The sequence below is a fragment of the Mesorhizobium sp. M7A.F.Ca.US.010.02.1.1 genome, assembly GCF_004023085.1.
Taxonomy (GTDB): Bacteria; Pseudomonadota; Alphaproteobacteria; order Rhizobiales; family Rhizobiaceae; genus Mesorhizobium.
This window is the reverse complement of the sequence record NZ_RZRV01000008.1, coordinates 1-18332: the sequence shown is the minus strand read 5'-3', so window position 1 is coordinate 18332 and position 18332 is coordinate 1. Positions and strand designations below refer to the sequence as shown.

General features: G+C 62.9%; 15 protein-coding genes and 1 pseudogene. 11 read left to right on the top strand and 5 right to left on the bottom strand.

The features are described 5' to 3' along the window. Positions 1-24: 24 nt before the first annotated feature. Positions 25-312, bottom strand: coding sequence for a succinate dehydrogenase assembly factor 2 (locus EOA19_RS10615; RefSeq protein WP_023810556.1), 288 nt, complete (start codon positions 310-312; stop codon positions 25-27). A 308-nt stretch (positions 313-620) separates the two neighbouring features. Between EOA19_RS10615 and recG the strand changes: the two genes are divergently transcribed. After that, the gene (gene recG, locus EOA19_RS10605; protein ID WP_128303549.1) at positions 621-2729 is read left to right on the top strand and encodes an ATP-dependent DNA helicase RecG; all 2109 of its coding nucleotides are present in this window, start codon (positions 621-623) and stop codon (positions 2727-2729) included. Here recG and EOA19_RS10600 read toward each other — a convergent pair. After that, positions 2681-3436, bottom strand: a complete 756-nt coding sequence (locus EOA19_RS10600; RefSeq protein WP_027036784.1) for a DUF502 domain-containing protein — start codon at positions 3434-3436, stop codon at positions 2681-2683. The genes recG and EOA19_RS10600 overlap by 49 nt on opposite strands. A gap of 286 nt (positions 3437-3722) precedes the next feature. Between EOA19_RS10600 and EOA19_RS35845 the strand changes: the two are divergent. Then, a pseudogene (locus tag EOA19_RS35845) lies at positions 3723-3907 on the top strand (hypothetical protein). 108 nt (positions 3908-4015) lie between these two features. Here EOA19_RS35845 and glmS read toward each other — a convergent pair. Continuing rightward, positions 4016-5839, bottom strand: coding sequence for a glutamine--fructose-6-phosphate transaminase (isomerizing) (glmS, locus tag EOA19_RS10590; RefSeq protein WP_128303548.1), 1824 nt, complete (start codon positions 5837-5839; stop codon positions 4016-4018). A 222-nt stretch (positions 5840-6061) separates the two neighbouring features. Between glmS and EOA19_RS10585 the strand changes: the two genes are divergently transcribed. Further along, positions 6062-6436 carry an ADP-ribosylation/crystallin J1 gene (locus EOA19_RS10585; protein WP_128303547.1) on the top strand — a complete coding sequence of 125 codons (375 nt, stop codon included), beginning with the start codon at positions 6062-6064 and terminating at the stop codon, positions 6434-6436. A gap of 6 nt (positions 6437-6442) precedes the next feature. Here EOA19_RS10585 and glmU read toward each other — a convergent pair whose 3' ends face one another. Beyond that, a complete protein-coding gene (gene glmU, locus EOA19_RS10580; RefSeq protein ID WP_128303546.1) occupies positions 6443-7810 on the bottom strand; it encodes a bifunctional UDP-N-acetylglucosamine diphosphorylase/glucosamine-1-phosphate N-acetyltransferase GlmU in 1368 nt (455 codons plus the stop codon). A 161-nt stretch (positions 7811-7971) separates the two neighbouring features. Next, positions 7972-8718, bottom strand: a complete 747-nt coding sequence (locus tag EOA19_RS10575) for a cytochrome c biogenesis CcdA family protein (protein WP_023810549.1) — start codon at positions 8716-8718, stop codon at positions 7972-7974. Positions 8719-8904: 186 nt separating this feature from the next. Here EOA19_RS10575 and EOA19_RS10570 point away from each other — a divergent pair, with 186 nt between their 5' ends. The 8 genes from EOA19_RS10570 (at position 8905) to rpmG (ending at position 18023) form a co-directional block, all read left to right on the top strand. Next, positions 8905-9282 carry a hypothetical protein gene (locus EOA19_RS10570; protein WP_128303545.1) on the top strand — a complete coding sequence of 126 codons (378 nt, stop codon included), beginning with the start codon at positions 8905-8907 and terminating at the stop codon, positions 9280-9282. A gap of 358 nt (positions 9283-9640) precedes the next feature. Continuing rightward, entirely contained in the window at positions 9641-12277 is a 2637-nt protein-coding gene (topA, locus tag EOA19_RS10565) for a type I DNA topoisomerase (RefSeq protein WP_128303544.1), read from the top strand. 6 nt (positions 12278-12283) lie between these two features. Continuing rightward, complete coding sequence (rnr, locus tag EOA19_RS10560) at positions 12284-14602, top strand: ribonuclease R (RefSeq protein ID WP_128303543.1); 2319 nt, start codon at positions 12284-12286, stop codon at positions 14600-14602. An 11-nt stretch (positions 14603-14613) separates the two neighbouring features. After that, on the top strand, positions 14614-15048 hold the full coding sequence (locus tag EOA19_RS10555; RefSeq protein ID WP_206638025.1) for a DUF983 domain-containing protein: 435 nt from the start codon (positions 14614-14616) through the stop codon (positions 15046-15048). 86 nt (positions 15049-15134) lie between these two features. After that, the gene (locus EOA19_RS10550) at positions 15135-15875 is read left to right on the top strand and encodes an NUDIX domain-containing protein (RefSeq protein WP_128303541.1); all 741 of its coding nucleotides are present in this window, start codon (positions 15135-15137) and stop codon (positions 15873-15875) included. A gap of 78 nt (positions 15876-15953) precedes the next feature. Then, positions 15954-17132 (top strand): MFS transporter, encoded by a 1179-nt coding sequence (locus tag EOA19_RS10545; protein ID WP_023810543.1) that lies wholly within the window; start codon positions 15954-15956, stop codon positions 17130-17132. A gap of 111 nt (positions 17133-17243) precedes the next feature. Beyond that, on the top strand, positions 17244-17702 hold the full coding sequence (locus EOA19_RS10540; protein ID WP_023810542.1) for a hypothetical protein: 459 nt from the start codon (positions 17244-17246) through the stop codon (positions 17700-17702). 153 nt (positions 17703-17855) lie between these two features. Then, positions 17856-18023 (top strand): 50S ribosomal protein L33, encoded by a 168-nt coding sequence (gene rpmG / locus EOA19_RS10535; RefSeq protein WP_006201775.1) that lies wholly within the window; start codon positions 17856-17858, stop codon positions 18021-18023. Positions 18024-18332: the final 309 nt, after the last annotated feature.

Below are 18332 nucleotides of genomic sequence, written 5' to 3'. Positions count from 1 at the left end.
TCACGTCGTTCAGACTGTCGTTGTTCAAAATGTCATGGACTGGCGGAAAGCCAGGATCTTTTGCAGGACGGCACAATCGATATCGGCCGGAACCGGGCGTTCGCCGGTGACCATGGGCAGGAATTCGGTATCGGGAATGTCGAGGAGCCTCTCATATTGGTCGATTTCGTCGCCGGTCAAGGCGCCGATCTCAGCGTCGGCGAAGGTGCCGAGGATAAGGTCCATCTCGCGCATGCCGCGATGCCAGGAGCGAAACAGAAGCTTGCGGCGGCGGACGTCGAGCCCCTCGCTTGATCTCGTCGTTCCGGTCATCGTGCCGCATCCTTGCTTGCTGCGGGCGCATATAGCGTGGATAGAAGGGGCTGTCAGCCTTGCAACGGCCCGGTTGGCGTCTAACATCTCGGTGTGACGAACATTCCTGACAGTATCGGCGCTAGCACCCCCCTCTGTCCTGCCGGACATCTCCCCCTCAAGGAGGGAGATCGTATGGCACGACTGCTTTCGCCAATTTCCAACTGCGCAAGGCGGGCGAGGTCAGAACTGCTAATCGCCCCCCTTGAGGGGGAGATGGCCGGCAGGCCAGAGGGGGGTGAGCGCAGACACCGCATGGTTTCTCTCAGATGAGACCTTCCATCCTCGATCCCTTGTTTGTCCCGATCACCTCGCTTGCCGGCGTCGGACCGAAAGTCGGCGCGCTGATCGAGAAGGTTGTCCCGGCCGATCTGGGTGACCGCCCCGCCCGCGCGGGCGACCTTCTGTTCGTGCTGCCGCACACCGTCATCGACCGGCGCAGCCGGCCGGGCATCGCAGGATCCGCGGAGGGCCAGATCGTGACGCTGGAGGTGCGCATCGACCGCCACCAGCCGCCGCCGCGCGGCAACAGGTCGGTGCCTTACCGGGTCTTCGCCCATGACGACACCGGCGAGATCGCGCTGACCTTCTTCCATGCTCACGCTTCCTATCTCGAAAAGGCGATGCCCGAGGGCGAGCATGTCGTGGTCTCCGGCCGCATGGAATGGTTCAACGGCCGCCCGAGCATGGTCCACCCCGACCACATCGCGCTCGCCAGCGAGGCGGAAAACCTGCCGCTGGTCGAACCGGTCTATCCCCTGACAGCCGGGCTCTCGGGCAAGGTGCTGCGCCGGGCGATCGGCCAGGCGCTGGCGCGTGTGCCCGAATTTCCCGAATGGCAGGACGGCGCTTTCATGCGCCGCCACACGTCTCCCTCCTTTGCCGGCGCGCTTGCCCGCATCCACAATCCGGCCGACCCGATCGATGTCTCCGTCGATGGCGCTGCCTGGCGGCGCCTCGCCTATGATGAGCTGCTGGCGGGCCAGGTCTCGCTGGCGCTGGTGCGGGCAAAAGTCCGCCGCCTGTCCGGCCGCCCTCTGGTCGGCGACGGCCGCATCGTCGAAAAACTGCGAGCCGCACTGCCCTATTCGCTGACACCGAGCCAGGAGTTCGCGCTGGCCGAAATCAATGCCGACTTCGCCGATCCCGAGCGCATGCTGCGGCTTCTGCAGGGCGATGTCGGCTCCGGCAAGACGGTCGTCGCGCTGTTGGCCATGGCGCGGGCTGTCGAGGCTGGCGGCCAGGCAGCCTTGATGGCACCGACCGAAATCCTGGCGCGCCAGCATCTGGCGACCATCACGCCGCTTGCCGCCAAGGTCGGGCTGCGCATCGCCATCCTCACGGGCCGCGAGAAGGGCCGCGAACGCGCTGATACGCTGGCCGGCTTGGCAAGCGGCGAGATCGACATCGTCGTCGGCACCCATGCGCTGTTCCAGGAGACGGTCATGTTCCACGATCTGGTCTTTGCCGTGATCGACGAGCAGCACCGTTTCGGCGTCCATCAGCGGCTTGCCATCACCGCCAAGGGCGACGCGCCAGACATGCTGGTGATGACGGCCACTCCCATCCCGCGCACGCTGGTGCTGACCGCCTTCGGCGACATGGACGTATCGAAGCTGACGGAAAAACCGGCCGGCCGCCAGCCGATCCGTACCGTTACGCTGCCACTCGAGCGGCTCGACGAACTGGTCGACCGCATGGTGGACGCCGTCGCCGGCGGCCAGAAGATCTACTGGATCTGTCCGCTGGTCGAGGAATCCGAAGAAATCAAGCTGATGTCGGCCGAAGACCGCTTCGCCTCGCTGAAACCATTGTTCGGCGATCGCATCGGTCTCGTTCACGGCCGCATGAAGGGTGCCGAGAAGGACGAGGCGATGCGCGCCTTCAAGCAGGGCGAGACACGCATCCTGATCGCCACCACGGTCATCGAGGTCGGCGTCGACGTACCGGACGCCACCGTCATGGTCATCGAGCATGCCGAGCGCTTCGGCCTCGCCCAATTGCATCAGTTGCGCGGCCGGGTCGGGCGTGGTGACAAGCCCTCCTCCTGCGTGCTGCTCTACAAGGACCCGCTCGGCGAGACCGCAAAACGCCGACTGTCGGTGATGCGCGAGACCGAGGACGGGTTCCTGATCGCCGAGGAGGACCTGAGGCTGCGCGGCGAAGGCGAATTGCTGGGCACCCGCCAGTCCGGCACGCCGGGTTTCCAGGTGGCGCGCATCGAGGCGCATGCCGACCTTCTGGAGGCCGCCCGCGACGATGCCAGGCTGATCCTGTCGCGCGATCCGGAGCTGCAATCAGACCGAGGCGAGGCGTTGCGCCTGATGCTTTATTTGTTCGGCCGCGACGAGGCCGTGCGGCTCCTGCGCGCCGGCTGAGCCAGGGCGGCAACCGACGGGTTGGCGAGCATTCCCTCGATCGGCTCGCCATTCACGACAACCATTTGCTTGACCTCGGGCGCCACCAGCCCGGCCGAGACGATCAGCTTGGCGCCGTCCTCGATCGTCATGTCGAGCAGCACGATGTCCGACTTCGGCACATACATCAGGAATCCGGTGGTCGGGTTCGGCGTGCACGGCATGAACACGGCAATCAGCGGATCGCCTTCCTGGTCGAGCTTCTGGTTGATCTCGGTTTCCTTCTCGCTGGCGACGAACACCAGCGACCACACACCCTTGCGCGGATATTCGACCAGCCCGACCTGGCGGAACATGTCACCCTTGTTCGACAGCACGGTCTCGAAAATCTGTTTCAGCGAGCCATAGATGCCGCGCACCAGCGGCATGCGTCCGAGCAGCCGCTCGCCGAAATTGACGATGGCGCGGCCGACTATGTTGGCCGTCAGGAAGCCTATCAGCGTGATCAGGATCAACGCGACGATCAGCCCGAACCCCGGCACCGGAAACGACAAATAGGTGTCAGGGCTGTAGCGGGCCGGAATATAGGGTTTCACCCAGGAATCGACCCAGCCGATGAAAGACCATGCAATGTAGGCGGTGATCGCCAGCGGCGCGCAGACAATGAAGCCCGTGAGGAAATAGTTCCTCAGCCGGGTCACGCCGGAAGTCTTGGGAGCGTCGGACATGATTCACCGGAGGCGCGGGTTGCAGCGCAACATTAGTGAACCGGACGAAGCTTTGGAACTGCGAAGTTTTTAAAGAGCCGATTATGCCGCCGCTTCCAGCGAAGCAATCCAAACGGAAGCAGCATACGTTCGCGATTAGCCGAAACATCCCTCCCCTTCGTCATCCACGGGCGGAGCAAGGAGCGAAGCGACGCGGCGCAGACCCGAGGATCCATTCCGTGACGTCGGCCGAAGAATGCAACCCATCAAGATGGTCGGCGGATCGTTCGGCCGCTATACTTCGTTCATGACGGGCTATGTCTATTTAACTGCGAGCCGGAAACGCGGCACCATCTATATTGGCGTCACAAACGATCCGATGCGATCCAGCGCGAGAAGTCGCTGAAACGTTGGCCGCGTCAATGTAAGATCGAACTGATCGGAAAGGCCAATCCGGAGTGGTTCGAACTTTTCCGCGGGACTGGGTGGTAGCGCCAAGTTCTGCACCGCTTGATCCGCCACCACCGTCACGGAATGGATCCTCGGGTCTGCGCAGGAGCTTCGCTCCCGCTCCGCCCGTGGATGACGAAAGGATGAGGCCTACTCCACCGTCACCGATTTCGCCAGATTGCGCGGCTGGTCGACGTCGGTGCCCATGAAGACAGCGGTGAAATAGGCGAGCATCTGGATCGGCAGCGCATAGATGATCGGCGAGATGATTTCCGGCACGTCCGGCAGCACGATCGTCTCCATCGTCTTGACGCTCGTCAGCGCCGCGCCCTTGCTGTCGGTGATGAGGATGATCTTGCCGCCGCGCGCCGCCACTTCCTGCATGTTCGACACGGTTTTTTCGAAAATGCGGTCGTGCGGCGCGATGACGATGACCGGCATGTTCTCGTCGATCAGTGCGATCGGGCCGTGCTTCAGTTCGCCGGCTGCATAGCCTTCGGCGTGGATATAGGAGATTTCCTTGAGTTTTAGCGCGCCTTCCATGGCCAGCGGGAAATTGGTGTCGCGGCCGAGATAGAGCACGTTCTTATAGTGCGCGAGGTCGCGCGCGATCTTTTCGATCTGATGGTCGAGCTTCAGCACCTGATTGGCATAGCGCGGTGCTTCCGAAAGCTCGCGCACAAAGGTCTTTTCCTGCTCCTTCGAGATTGTCCCGCGCGCCACGCCGGCACGCACGGCAAGTGACGCCAGCACGGACAGCTGGCATGTGAACGCCTTGGTCGAGGCAACGCCGATCTCCGGTCCGGCCAGCGTCGGCAGCACGACGTCGGATTCGCGCGCCATGGTCGATTCGCGCACATTGACGACGGCGCCGATCTTCATCCCGGCCTTGCGGCAGTAGCGCAGCGAGGCCAGCGTGTCGGCGGTCTCGCCCGATTGCGAGATGAAGAAAGCGGCATCGTTCTTCGACAACGGCATTTCGCGGTAACGGAATTCCGAAGCGACATCGATATCGACCGGCAGCCGCGCATAACGCTCGAACCAGTATTTGCCGATAAGGCCGGCGAGATAGGCGGTTCCGCAGGCCGAAATCGCCAGCCGGTCGATTTTGGCGAAATCGAAAGGCAGGTCGAGCGGCTTGGAGACGCCGCCGACAAAATCCAGATAATTCGCCAGCGTGTGCGAGATGACCTCGGGCTGCTCATGGATTTCCTTCTCCATGAAATGGCGCCGGTTGCCCTTGTCGACCATGAAGCTGGTCGAAAGCGACTGCTGGCGCTTGCGGTCGACCTTTGTGCCGTCAATGTCGAAGATGGTGACGCCGTCGCGGCGCACCACCGCCCAGTCGCCATCTTCCAGATAGGTGATCGAATTGGTGAACGGGGCGAGCGCGATGGCATCGGAGCCCAAAAACATCTCGCCATCGCCATGGCCGACGGCCAAAGGCGGGCCGTTGCGGGCGCCGACGATCAGGTCTTCATCGCCCTTGAACATGATGGCCAGCGCGAAAGCGCCTTCCAGCCGCTTCAGCGCCTGGTGCGCGGCATCAACCGGCTTCAGCCCCCTGGCGAGTTCGCGCGCCACCAGATGCGCCACGACCTCGGTGTCGGTCTGCGACGAAAAAGAATAGCCGTCGCGGATCAGCTCGGCGCGCAGTTCGGCGAAATTCTCGATGATGCCGTTGTGGACGATGGCGACGCCATCGGAAAAATGCGGGTGCGCATTGGTCTCGTTGGGCACGCCATGCGTCGCCCAGCGTGTGTGACCGATGCCGATCGTGCCGTCGAGCGGCTCGTCCTTGAGCCGGCGCTCCAGGTTGATCAGCTTGCCTTCGGCGCGGCGGCGGGCGAGTTCGCCACGCTCGATGGTGGCGACGCCGGCCGAGTCATAGCCACGGTACTCCAACCGCTTCAACGCATCGACAATGAGCGGCGCAACCTGCGAGTGGCCGACGATTCCAACGATACCGCACATGCAGAAAGCCCCCGAATCCCCAGAAAACCAGCACTATTAGGGATGGCCGGCCTGCCGTGAAAGTCACATTGCATTTCGTCCCGTGTAACGGAACGCTCATTCTTGTCGATGCACCATGACAGACCGCTCTTGCAATCCGGTTACTGCAATCGTTCGGTTTTTCAGGCTTCGGTTTTCAGACGATGGTTTTCACCAGAGAGATATTTCGCTAATAGCCCTGCCATGAGCGAGAGCAAGCCCACCGTAACCCTCTGGCGCCCTGTCGGCCCGAGGGAACTGAAACTGATCGAGGCCTCGGGGATGCAGGCGTTTCCGCCGCGCCTGCCCGAGCAGCCCATTTTCTATCCCGTGACGACCGAAGCCTATGCGGTGCAGATCGCACGCGACTGGAACGTGCCGGCCAGCGGCTCGGGGTTCGTCACCCGGTTCGACGTTCTCAAGAGCTTTCTCGACCGCTACCGGGTCGAGCACGCTGGCAGCAAGGCGCATCTGGAATACTGGATTCCGGCCGAAGATCTCCCTGAATTCAACAAGGCGATCGCCGGCAAGATCGAAGTCACGGCCGCTTTCGGCAAGGACGCGAAGACCTCCGGCTAACGCCCGTTATCCAGCAGCTTTTTTCTTCGCAGCCGCCGCCGAAGCAAAGCGCTCGCGCAATTCCTTGCCCTTGCCTGGAATCGTCTTCTGGCGGGCGCGGCCGAAGGCCAGCGCGTCGTCGGGCACGCTTTCGGTGATCACGCTGCCCGAGGCGATGTAGCCGCCCTTGCCGATGGTGACAGGCGCCACCAGCGACGAATTGGAGCCAATGAACGCGCCCTCGCCGATGTCCGTGAAGAATTTCGAATAGCCGTCATAATTGCAGGTGATGGTGCCGGCGCCGATATTGGCGCCCGCACCGACGCGGGCATCGCCGATATAGGTCAGATGGTTGACCTTGGCGCCCTCTTCGATAACCGCCTGCTTGACCTCGCAGAAATTACCGACTTTGGCCTTGTCTCGGAGATCGGCGCCCGGCCGCAGCCGCGCGTACGGCCCGACATCGCAATTGGACGCAATAGTGGCGCCCTCGATATGGCTGAAGGCATGGATCTTGGCGCCCGTGGCAATTTTCACGCCCGGGCCGAACCAGACATTGGGCTCGACGATCGTGTCAGCGCCAATCTCGGTGTCATGCGAGAAATACACCGTCTCCGGCGCAATCAGCGTCACACCCGACAGCATCGCTTCGTGCCGGCGACGCGCCTGCCAGATGCCCTCGGCCTGCGCCAGTTCGGCGCGATTGTTGATGCCGAGCGCGCTCTCGAAGCTGGCTTCGGTGGCGACGACATCGAGGCCTCGCGCGCCGGCGATCTCGACAATGTCGGTTAGGTAGTACTCGCCCTTGGCATTCTTATTGCCGACCGCGTCGAGCAGCCTCAGCGCGTGGGCGCCGGCTACCGCCATCATCCCGGCATTGCAGAAGCCGATTTTTTTCTCCTCCTCGGAGCAATCCTTTTCCTCGCGGATGGCGACCAGCTTGCCGTCCTTTTCGATCAACCGGCCATAGCCGGTCGGACTGGGAGGACGGAAGCCAACCACGACGACGGCAGCACCTTCAGCCAGTTTCAGCCGCGCCACCGTCAGCGCATCGGCGCCGATCAGCGGCGTGTCGCCAAACATCACGAGAATATCGTCATGACCCTTTGATATCGCTTCGCGCGCGGCCAGCACGGCATGCGCGGTGCCGAGGCGCTTGTCCTGCACGAAGGTCTCAGCCTTTGGAGCGAATTTCGCCGCCGCCTTGCGCATCTCTTCCGCGCCATGTCCAATCACCAACGCTTGGCTGCCGGCGCCGGCAGCTTCGGCCGCCCTCACCACATGGGCGACCATCGGCAGCCCGGCGATCTGGTGCAGCACCTTCGGCAGCACGCTCTTCATGCGCGTGCCTTCGCCGGCGGCAAGGATGACGGACAGGCAGGATCTCTGGCTCATGGAACGACAACCATATGAAAAGGGTTGGGAATCAAAGCATGCTAGCAGTGGCGCCATGCTTCACCAATGCGGTTAAATTCCGGTGCGATGGTAGAGCAACTGACTTTTAATCAGCGGGTCCACAGTTCGATCCTGGGCTCAGCCTGGGCATTTGCCCGCCGCTACCCCAGCCGCCCCAGCACCGGGAAATTCTCCAGCAGCCAGTAGGAAACGGTCTGCACGCCGCCGGTGAGGAAAAACACGCCGGCAACGACCAGCAGCGCGCCGATCGCCTTTTCGACACGGCCGAGATGGACGCGGAATTTGCCGAGGAAGCGCATGAAGGCGCCTGAAAACAGCGCGGCGATCAGGAACGGGATGCCCAGCCCGAGCGAATAGGCGGCGAGCAGCAGCGCGCCCTCGCCCACCGTTTCGCGACCACCTGCCAGCGTCAGGATCGGCCCCAGCACCGGGCCGATGCAGGGCGTCCAGCCGAAGGCGAAAGCCAGCCCCATGACATAGGCGGCGACAGCACTCGCCGGTTTTCCCTGCGACTGGAAGCGCGCCTCGCGCGACAGCAGCGGAATGCGCAGGATGCCGAGGAAATTCAGGCCCATCAGGATGATCAGCACACCGGCGCCCATTGCCAGCGGCTCCTGCCAGACGCGCAGCAGCCGGCCGATGGTCGAGGCGCCGGCGCCCAGCGCGACAAAGACGGTCGAGAAGCCGAGCACGAAGGCGATCGAGGAAAAGAGCAGCGCGCCGCGTGCGCCTTCACGCGCTGTCGCACCGGCATTGCCGCGGAAATCGTCGACCGACACGCCGGCCATATAACAGAGATAAGGCGGCACCAGCGGCAGCACGCAAGGCGACAGGAACGAGATAGCTCCCGCCCCGATCGCGCTGACATAGCCGATGTCCAATGCCATTTCCAAGAACTCCAATGCCGTGACGCCGATATAGCGACGCGCAGCCTTGTCCACCAATCACCATTGTGTTGGCAAGATCATCCATTGCCCGACGCACTTGCCAGGAAGAAACGACGGCTCGCAGGCGTTGATGCTGTGAGGCCGCGATTTCCCGCGCGTCTCCAGATATCAGTCAGGGAGATTTCCATGAAAACCATAACCGCAGGACTGGCAGCGCTTCTACTCAGCACCGCCGCATCCTTCGCCGCCGACGCGTGGAAGGAAGCCGAGGTCAATGGCACCAAGATCTACACCGACGCCAACGGCATGACGCTTTACACCTATGACAAGGACGAGAAGGGCAAGACCAACTGCTACGACAAATGCGCCACCAACTGGCCGCCGCTGAAGGCCGAAGCCGGCGCCAAGGCGGATGACGAATGGACCGTTGTCGACCGCACCGACGGCACCAAGATGTGGGCCTATGACGGCAAGCCGGTCTACACCTTCATAAAGGACAAGAAGCCCGGCGACGTGACCGGCGACGGCGTCGGCGAAGTCTGGCACATCGTCAAGGCCGACTAAGCCACTCTATCCCAGTCCCGCCTGCTGACTGGTCGCCAGGCATCGCTCCATGCCGCCGGCGGCCAGCATCAATCAGCCGTTCTGGCGTCGAACCGACGCTATTCCCGGCCGTCACTCCGCGACTCGGTGGAAAAGTGAAACCAGGTCGTTTTCGCCGGCTCGGCACCACATCTCCCTTTCCCAAAATTCTGTGATTTTCTCCATACACTCTTAGAGTGTATTGCTGCGGACCGGCCCGCAATTTGGGCGCTTCCCCTTGACCGGATGCAAAAGCGCGGCCATGTGAGCGACAAATAGAACGAGATTTCGTCGCGCGCAGCGGAATTCTTCTGCCGCACCACAGCTGATATGAGACCTCATGGACGTCGTCGTCGTCGAATCGCCGGCCAAGGCGAAGACAATCAACAAATACCTCGGCAAGAACTACAAGGTTCTGGCCTCGTTCGGCCATGTCAGGGATTTGCCGGCCAAGGATGGCTCGGTGCGTCCGGATGAGGATTTCGCCATGTCCTGGGCGGTCGACACCGCCTCGGGCAAGCGGCTTGCCGACATAGCCAAGGCGGTCAAGGATGCCGACGGCCTGATCCTCGCCACCGATCCGGATCGCGAAGGTGAAGCCATCTCCTGGCATGTGCTGGAGGTGCTGAAGCAGAAGCGCGCACTAAAGGACAAGCCGGTCAGCCGCGTCGTCTTCAACGCCATCACCAAATCGTCGGTGCTGGAAGCAATGGCCAATCCGCGCCAGATCGATGCGCCACTGGTCGATGCCTATCTCGCCCGTCGGGCGCTGGATTATCTCGTCGGCTTCACGCTGTCGCCGGTGCTGTGGCGCAAGCTGCCGGGCGCCCGTTCGGCCGGACGCGTCCAGTCGGTTGCACTGCGCCTGGTCTGCGACCGCGAATCCGAGATTGAGCGCTTCATCCGCGAGGAATACTGGCAGATCGCCGCCCTGCTCGGCACGCCGCGCAACGAGAATTTCGAAGCGCGGCTGACGGCGTTCGATCGCAAGAAGCTGCAAAAGCTCGATATTTCCAACAAGGCGCAGGCCGACGACATCAAGTCGATGCTCGAAGGCGCGACCTTCGAGGCGGTGTCGGTCGAAGCCAAGCCGACCAAGCGCAATCCCGGCCCGCCCTTCACCACGTCGACGCTGCAGCAGGCCGCCTCATCGGGCCTCGGCTTCTCGGCCAGCCGCACCATGCAGGTGGCGCAACGTCTCTATGAAGGCATGGAGATCGGCGGCGAGACCACAGGTCTCATCACCTATATGCGAACCGACGGCGTGCAGATGGCACCCGAGGCGATCGACGCCGCACGCGACGCCATTGCCAAGGAATTCGGCGCAAAATACCTGCCGGAAAAGCCGCGCCAATATACGGCCAAAGCCAAGAACGCCCAGGAAGCGCACGAAGCGATCCGCCCGACGGATTTCATGCGCACCCCGGCATCGGTCAGGCAATATCTCGATTCCGACCAGATGCGGCTCTATGAGCTGATCTGGAAGCGCGCCATCGCCAGCCAGATGCAGTCCGCCGAGATCGAGCGCACCACCGCCGAGATCGAAGCGGTCAACGGATCGCGCACCGCGGAGCTGCGTGCTATCGGTTCGGTCGTTCGCTTCGACGGCTTCATCGCCGCCTACACCGACCAGAAGGACGACGATGCGGAAGACGAGGAAAACCGTCGGCTGCCCGAAATCCGCGCCGGCGAGCAGCTTGCCCGCCAGGCGATCAATGCCACCCAGCACACCACCGAGCCGCCGCCGCGTTATTCGGAAGCTTCGCTAATCAAGAAGCTGGAAGAACTCGGCATCGGCCGGCCTTCCACATATACGGCGATCCTGAAGACGCTCGAAGACCGCGACTATGTCACCATCGACAAGCGCCGGCTGGTGCCGCAGGCCAAGGGCCGGCTGCTGTCGGCCTTCCTCGAAAGCTTCTTCAAGCGCTATGTCGAGTACGACTTCACGGCATCTCTGGAAGAGAAGCTCGACGAGATTTCCGACGGCAAGCTCGCCTGGAAGGACGTGCTGCGCGATTTCTGGAAGGATTTTTCCGGTGCCGTCGCCGACATCAAGGAACTGCGCGTCACCGACGTGCTGGACGCGCTGAATGAAGAGCTGGCGCCGCTGGTGTTCCCCGCGCGCGAAGACGGTTCGAACCCGCGCATCTGCCCGAAATGCGGCACCGGCAATCTGTCGCTGAAACTCGGCAAGTTCGGCGCCTTCGTCGGTTGCTCCAACTATCCCGAATGCTCCTTCACCCGCCAGCTCGGCGACGCCGCCAATCCGAATGGCGAGAATGGCGGCGGCGAGGACGGCACCAAGGTCATCGGTAAGGATCCCTACACGTCAGAGGAAATCACGCTGCGGAGCGGCCGCTTCGGCCCCTACCTGCAGCGCGGCGACGGCAAGGAAGCCAAGCGCTCCAGCCTGCCCAAGGGCTGGACGGCAGAATCGATCGATCACGAAAAGGCGCTGGCGCTGCTGTCGCTACCCCGCGATGTCGGCCAGCATCCGGAAACGGCCAAGATGATCTCGGCCGGGCTCGGCCGCTACGGTCCGTTCGTGCTGCATGACGGCACCTATGCCAATCTCGAGAGCATCGAGGACGTGTTCTCGATCGGCCTCAACCGCGCCGTGTCGGTGATCGCCGAGAAGCAGTTGAAGGGCAAGGGCGGACGCAATGGCGGCACTGCCGCTGCGCTCAAGGAGCTTGGCGACCATCCCGATGGCGGCGGCAAGATCGTCGTGCGCGACGGCAAATACGGACCTTACGTGAATTTCGGCAAGGTCAACGCCACCCTGCCCAAGGGCAGGGATCCACAGTCGGTGACCATCGAGGACGCGCTGGCGCTGATTGCCGAGAAGGAAGCCAAGGGCGGCGGCGGCAAGAAGCCGTTCCGCAAGGCAGCGGCGGCCAAGGCCCCGGCAACCAAGAAAGCAGCCGCCAAGAAGCCGGCTGCGAAGAAGCCGGCCGCGAAGAAAAAAGGATAGGGCAGCGTGGCGCGCAAGATCACCGGCAGAACCCACGGCGATCCGCGCACCGCCGACACCAGGGCCAAGGTCAAGGACGACTACCGGCCGTCGCGTGACGAAATTTTGCGCTACATCGCCGAAAATCCCGATCGCGCCGGCAAACGCGACATCGCGAAAGCTTTCGCACTGCGCGGCGACGACCGCATCTGGCTGAAGGATCTGCTGCGCGACTTGCAGGACGAAGGCGTCCTTACCAAGGAACGCAAGGGGTTGGCCCGCGTCGGCGCCCTGCCCCATGTCACGGTCCTCGATATTTTTGACCGTGATGCCGATGGCGTGCTCTTGGCGCGTCCTACCGAACACACGGCCAATGGGCCGCCGCCCATCGTTTCCATCCGCCTGTCGCGCAGTGGCAGTGGACCGGCGCCCGGCATTGGCGACCGCGTGCTGGCCAAGACCTTTCCGGCCGACGACACGAACGTCGCCCTGGGCGGCCCCGCCTACACCGGGCGGGTGGTGAAGATTTTCGAAAAACGTACCGATGCCGTGCTCGGTGTCTTTCGCATCTTGCAGGACGGCACCTTCCGCATCGAACCGGTGGAACGGCGCCAGCCCGAACTGATCGTCGATAAGGAATTCCAGAACGGCGCCAAGAACGGTGACCTGGTCGAGGTCGAGCCGGCGCGGGCTTCCCGCTATGGGCTGCCGAGGGCCAAGGTGCTCAACGTGCTGGGCTCGCTGACCAGCGAAAAGGCGGTCTCGATGATCGCCATCCACGCACACGACATTCCGCATATCTTCCCGGCCGACGTCATCGCAGAATCCGAAGCGGTCAAACCCGCGACGCTGGATCACCGCGAGGATTGGCGCGACCTGCCGTTGATCACCATCGATCCGGCCGACGCCAAGGATCATGACGACGCCGTCTTCGCCACGCCGGATCTCGACGAGAAGAACCCGGGCGGCGTGGTCGCCACTGTCGCCATCGCCGACGTCGCCGCCTATGTGCGCTACGGCACGGCACTCGACCGCGAAGCGCTGAAGCGCGGCAATTCGGTGTATTTCCCGGATCGCGTCGTGCCGATGCTGCCCGAGCGCATCTCCAACGATCTCTGCTCGCTGCGCGAGGGCCAGGACCGGCCGGCATTGGCAGTGCGCATGGTTTTTTCGGCCGAGGGCCGCAAGCTCAGGCACTCCTTCCATCGCGTCATGATGAAGTCGGCGGCAAAGCTCGCCTACCAGCAGGCTCAGGCGGCGATCGACGGCGCGCCGGACGACAAGACAGGCCCGATCCTCAAAACCGTGCTGAAGCCACTGTGGGACGCCTATGCGATCCTGAAGCGCGGCCGCGATGGCCGCCAGCCGCTCGAACTCGACCTGCCGGAGCGCAAGATCGTGCTAAAGCCGGACGGCACCGTCGATCGCGTCATCGTGCCGGACCGGCTCGATGCCCACAAGCTCATCGAAGAATTCATGATCCAGGCCAATGTCGCGGCGGCCGAAACGCTCGAAGCGAAGAAACAGGAACTGGTCTATCGCGTCCATGACGCGCCATCGCTGGCCAAACAGGAATCGCTGCGCGAGTTCCTGCAGACATTGGGCCTGTCACTTGCGCGCGGCGCGCAGATGCAGCCAAGCCAGTTCAACGGCATTTTGGAGCGCGTGCGCGGCGCCGACAATGAAGGCCTGGTCAACGAAGTGGTTCTGCGCTCGCAGAGCCAAGCCGAATACTCGCCAAAGAACATCGGCCATTTCGGTCTCAACCTCCGCCGCTACGCCCATTTCACCTCGCCGATCCGCCGCTATGCCGATTTGATCGTGCATCGCGGACTTATTGCCGCACTCGGATTGGGTCCGGGCGGGCTGACGCAGGACGAAGCGGCACGGCTCGAAGATGTCGCGGTGCTGATTTCCGGCACGGAACGCCGCGCAATGGCGGCCGAGCGGGACACGGTCGACCGTCTGATCGCCAGCTATCTCGCCGAACGCGTCGACGACCGGTTCGATGCCCGCATCTCCGGCGTCACCAAGTCAGGACTATTTGTCCAATTGCCGCAGTACGGCGCGGATGGCTTCATCCCGGTGTCAACTCTGGGCGGCGATTACTATATATACGATGAAACCGCTCGCTCCCTGTTCGGAGAACGCTCGGGCAAAGGTTATCAGCTCGCGGACCGTGTCGAGGTCCGACTCATCGAGGTGGCGCCGATGGCCGGGGCGATGCGCTTCGAGATGTTGACCGACCCGAAGCCTCTGCCGGGCTCCAAGCGGTCGTTTCACAAGGCCAAGGGCCGCGCCCGCGCGTCGCAATCGCGACCGGGTTCGCGCGGCAGGAGACGATGATGACAACAGCCATGGAAGAACAGGTTTTCGGCGGAGAACATCACTCGGGCCGGACCACGCGCCCGCTGTGGACGGCGATGAAGCGCGGCCTGCTCGGCCGCTGCCCGCATTGCGGCGAAGGCAAGCTGTTTCGCGCTTTCACCAAGACCGTCGACACATGCAGTGTCTGCGGCGAGGAATTGCATCACCACCGGGCCGACGACCTGCCCGCCTATCTCGTCATAGTCATCGTCGGCCATATCGTGCTGGGCGCCTTCATGGGCGTTGAGGCGACGTCGACGCTGTCCACATGGCAGCACATCGCCATCTGGGTACCGCTGACCATCCTTTTGTCGGTTGCGCTGCTGCAGCCGATCAAGGGTGCCGTCATCGGACTGCAATGGGCCTTCTATATGCACGGCTTCGGCGGCGAGCACGACGTGATCGAGCCGCATCCCGAAGCCTAGGCCGCAGCCAAGAATGCTGCCTGGTGCAACATACCGACCGTGAAAGGCCACTTTCGCTTGCCAGAAGTTTCCGCTAGGTCCTGCGCATGGACGGTATGACCAAGGCGGAAGTCGACAGGATCGAGCGGAGCATGATCGCTCATAGCGACCGGCCCATCCGCCCGCGCGACGCGGCAACCCTCATCCTGCTCGACCGCAAGGACGATGACGTGCTGGTTCTGATGGGTCGCCGTCATGCCGGCCACGCGTTCATGCCGGGCAAATTCGTCTTTCCCGGCGGCCGCACCGATCCGACCGACAGCCGCATACCGGTCGTCGCCGCCTTGCACCCGGAGCAGGAAGCCAGGCTGATCGCCGGGCCGGGCCGCACAAGCGCCGCACGAGCCCGCGCCATCGCCCTGTCGGCCATCCGCGAAACCTATGAGGAAGCCGGGCTGCTGATCGGCCGCAAGGGTGCCTTCGCAACCTCCAGGTCCGACTGGCAGGGTTTTGCCGAACACGGCGTGCAACCCTCGGTGGACATGCTGCGCTTCGTCGCGCGCGCGATCACGCCGCCCAACCGGGTGCGCCGCTTCGACACCCGCTTTTTCAGCGCCTGGCGTGACGACGTCGCCGTCGAACTGCCCGGTGGCGGTCCCACCAACGAGCTCGAAGAGCTGGTCTGGCTGCCGCTCGCCAAGGCCAGGGAAGCCGACATACCCGATATCACCCGAATGATCCTGGACGAGCTGGAAAAGCGCCTCGCCCATGATCCGCTGTTGCGTCCTGGCGGTCCCGTGCCCTTCTACCGGCTTGTCCGCAGCCGCTTCACCCGCGAACTTCTCTAGAGCAATTCCAGGAAAAGTGTGACGCGGTTTTCCGCCCGGAATTGCGTAAGATCAAACAGACAGAGTATTCAGAATCCCATGACGGTCGATACCCAACCACAGGGCGACGAACGCGTACACTGGCTGCCGATGGTGGCGGCGATCTCGTCGATCAGCGTCGTCGGCATCGCCATCGGCCTCGGTATGCCGCTGCTCAGCGTCATCCTTGAAACGCGCGGCCATTCGGCTTCGATGATCGGCCTCAACACCGCCGTCGCCGGCCTCGCCTCGATCGCCGGTGCGCCGCTGGCGACCCCGCTCGCCATGCGCTTCGGCGTTGCCTGGACAATGATCGCCATGATCGCCGCCGGCGCGCTGGCCTTTGTCGGCTTCCATTTCGCACCCGATTTCTGGATGTGGTTTCCGCTGCGCATCGTGCTGCACATTGCGCTGACGGTGCTGTTCATCCTGTCCGAATTCTGGATCAGCACCTCGGCGCCGCCGCACCGACGCGGCCTTGTCCTCGGCATTTACGCCACTGTCCTGTCGCTCGGCTTTGCCGCCGGACCGTGGCTGTTCGCCCATCTCGGCAGTTCCGGTTTCAGGCCGTTCGGCGTTATCATCGCGTTGGTGACGCTGGCGGCCATACCCGTGCTGGCAGCACGCAACGAGAGCCCGTCGATCGCCTCGGATGGCGAAACCAGCAATTTTCTGCGCTACATCTGGCTCGTGCCGTCGGCGACCGCTGCCGTGCTGGTGTTCGGCGCGGTGGAAACCGGCGGCTTTGCGCTGTTCCCGATCTACGGCAGCCGAATCGGCTACTCCGAAGCCGATGCAGCCCTTCTGCTGACCATGATCGGCCTCGGCAATGTGTTGTTGCAGATCCCGATCGGCATGATCAGCGACCGCGTCAGCGATCGCCGCTACCTGCTGATTGCCTGCGCCACGGTCGGTCTTATCGGCACCGTCTTCATGCCCTTCTTCGCCCAGAATTGGCATTTGATGGCCGCGCTTCTGTTCGTCTGGGGCGGCGTCGTCGCTGCCATGTACACGATCGGCCTCGCCCATCTCGGCTCGCAGCTTTCCGGCCATGAACTGGCGTCGGCCAACGCCGCCTTCGTGCTGTGCTACGGCGTCGGCATGGTGCTCGGCCCGCAGGCGATCGGCATCGGCATGGATGCGTTCGGCCCGTCCGGCTTCGGCTGGTCGCTCGGCCTGTTCTTCGCCGCCTATATCGCTTTGGTCGCCGTCAGGTTGGTTCGCAAGATCCTGCTGTAGCGCGACTGTGGCCAGCCATGCATTTGGCACGGCACGGAGACAGGCTGCTGACAGAACCGTGTCAGGAGCACAGGGCTAAAAAGGCGTCCCAAAACACTCGAGGACACTTCCATGATCGACAGCGGCTTTGAAACCACATCGCTACGAATGACACTGCTTCTGCTCGTAACGTTCCAGGCTCCGGCCGCCGACGTCGACCGCATCATGGATGCCGTGGTGGCGATTGCGCCGCTGGCCATGGGCAAATACGACCGCAATGCCTATCAGTCGGCGCACGGCATCGAACGCTACAGGCCGCTTGACGGTGCGGCCGCCGGCGCCGAAACCGAATTGAGACGGCGGCCCGGCACGGTCGAGGTTTCCTTCGAACTGCCGGACGATCAGGCGCTGGCCGCTCGTGTCGTCGAGGCGATTTTCCAAGCACATTCCTATCAGGAACCGGTGATCCGCATTCAACCGATTCTCGCCAGCCGTTCCAAGGGGCTGGACGACCGCGCCAATCCGAATCGCTGGTGGAACACGACCGGAGACTGGAAGAAGGTTGCTGCACCGGCGACAGAAACCGCATGATTTCCGTTCACCAGCAGGCTCAGGCGGATCGCACGAGGCTTGCCGGGCTTGACTTTCCGGGCGCGTTCTTTATGTGTCGCGCCAAGTTTCCCGCGTCCGGGTGTTTCCCCGTGCTCCAGCGGCCAAAACCCCACGAACAAACGGACTGATATCATGGCCAAAGCCGCAAACATCAAGATCAAGCTTCTGTCGACCGCCGACACCGGTTTCTTCTACGTGACCAGCAAGAACAGCCGCACGAAGACCGACAAGCTGTCGTTCCGCAAGTACGACCCGGTCGCCAAGAAGCACGTCGAATTCAAGGAAACCAAGATCAAGTAATCTGGGTTTCCCGCTGCAATGCCGAAACGCCGCCCATTGGGCGGCGTTTTTCGTTTGTAGCCAATTGATTTCGTTGCATCCGAGCAGAGACTCCAGCCAAAGGATTGACCCTTCGCCATGGTTGCGGCACCCTTGGCCCTGGTTGGGTGTCACGAACAAGGCGCCTATGGATGTCGAAGAAGTTGAAAGCTGCAATCATTGCAGCCCTTGTCGCTCTGGCTGCTGGCTTCGCCGTCAGCAACGGGCTGATAAGCCAGCAGACGGCCGATGAGATCAAGGCCAGGACTGACCAGGTTCTGACTGAGGAAG

Excerpts from the sequence above, each read along its gene's own strand:
- EOA19_RS10615 (WP_023810556.1), bottom strand. The coding sequence starts at position 312 with ATGACCGGAACGACGAGATCAAGCGAGGGGCTCGACGTCCGCCGCCGC.
- recG (WP_128303549.1), top strand. The coding sequence starts at position 621 with ATGAGACCTTCCATCCTCGATCCCTTGTTTGTCCCGATCACCTCGCTT.
- EOA19_RS10600 (WP_027036784.1), bottom strand. The coding sequence starts at position 3,436 with ATGTCCGACGCTCCCAAGACTTCCGGCGTGACCCGGCTGAGGAACTAT.
- glmS (WP_128303548.1), bottom strand. The coding sequence starts at position 5,839 with ATGTGCGGTATCGTTGGAATCGTCGGCCACTCGCAGGTTGCGCCGCTC.
- EOA19_RS10585 (WP_128303547.1), top strand. The coding sequence starts at position 6,062 with ATGAGCGAGAGCAAGCCCACCGTAACCCTCTGGCGCCCTGTCGGCCCG.
- glmU (WP_128303546.1), bottom strand. The coding sequence starts at position 7,810 with ATGAGCCAGAGATCCTGCCTGTCCGTCATCCTTGCCGCCGGCGAAGGC.
- EOA19_RS10575 (WP_023810549.1), bottom strand. The coding sequence starts at position 8,718 with ATGGCATTGGACATCGGCTATGTCAGCGCGATCGGGGCGGGAGCTATC.
- EOA19_RS10570 (WP_128303545.1), top strand. The coding sequence starts at position 8,905 with ATGAAAACCATAACCGCAGGACTGGCAGCGCTTCTACTCAGCACCGCC.
- topA (WP_128303544.1), top strand. The coding sequence starts at position 9,641 with ATGGACGTCGTCGTCGTCGAATCGCCGGCCAAGGCGAAGACAATCAAC.
- EOA19_RS10555 (WP_206638025.1), top strand. The coding sequence starts at position 14,614 with ATGGAAGAACAGGTTTTCGGCGGAGAACATCACTCGGGCCGGACCACG.
- EOA19_RS10550 (WP_128303541.1), top strand. The coding sequence starts at position 15,135 with ATGGACGGTATGACCAAGGCGGAAGTCGACAGGATCGAGCGGAGCATG.
- EOA19_RS10545 (WP_023810543.1), top strand. The coding sequence starts at position 15,954 with ATGACGGTCGATACCCAACCACAGGGCGACGAACGCGTACACTGGCTG.
- EOA19_RS10540 (WP_023810542.1), top strand. The coding sequence starts at position 17,244 with ATGATCGACAGCGGCTTTGAAACCACATCGCTACGAATGACACTGCTT.
- rpmG (WP_006201775.1), top strand. The coding sequence starts at position 17,856 with ATGGCCAAAGCCGCAAACATCAAGATCAAGCTTCTGTCGACCGCCGAC.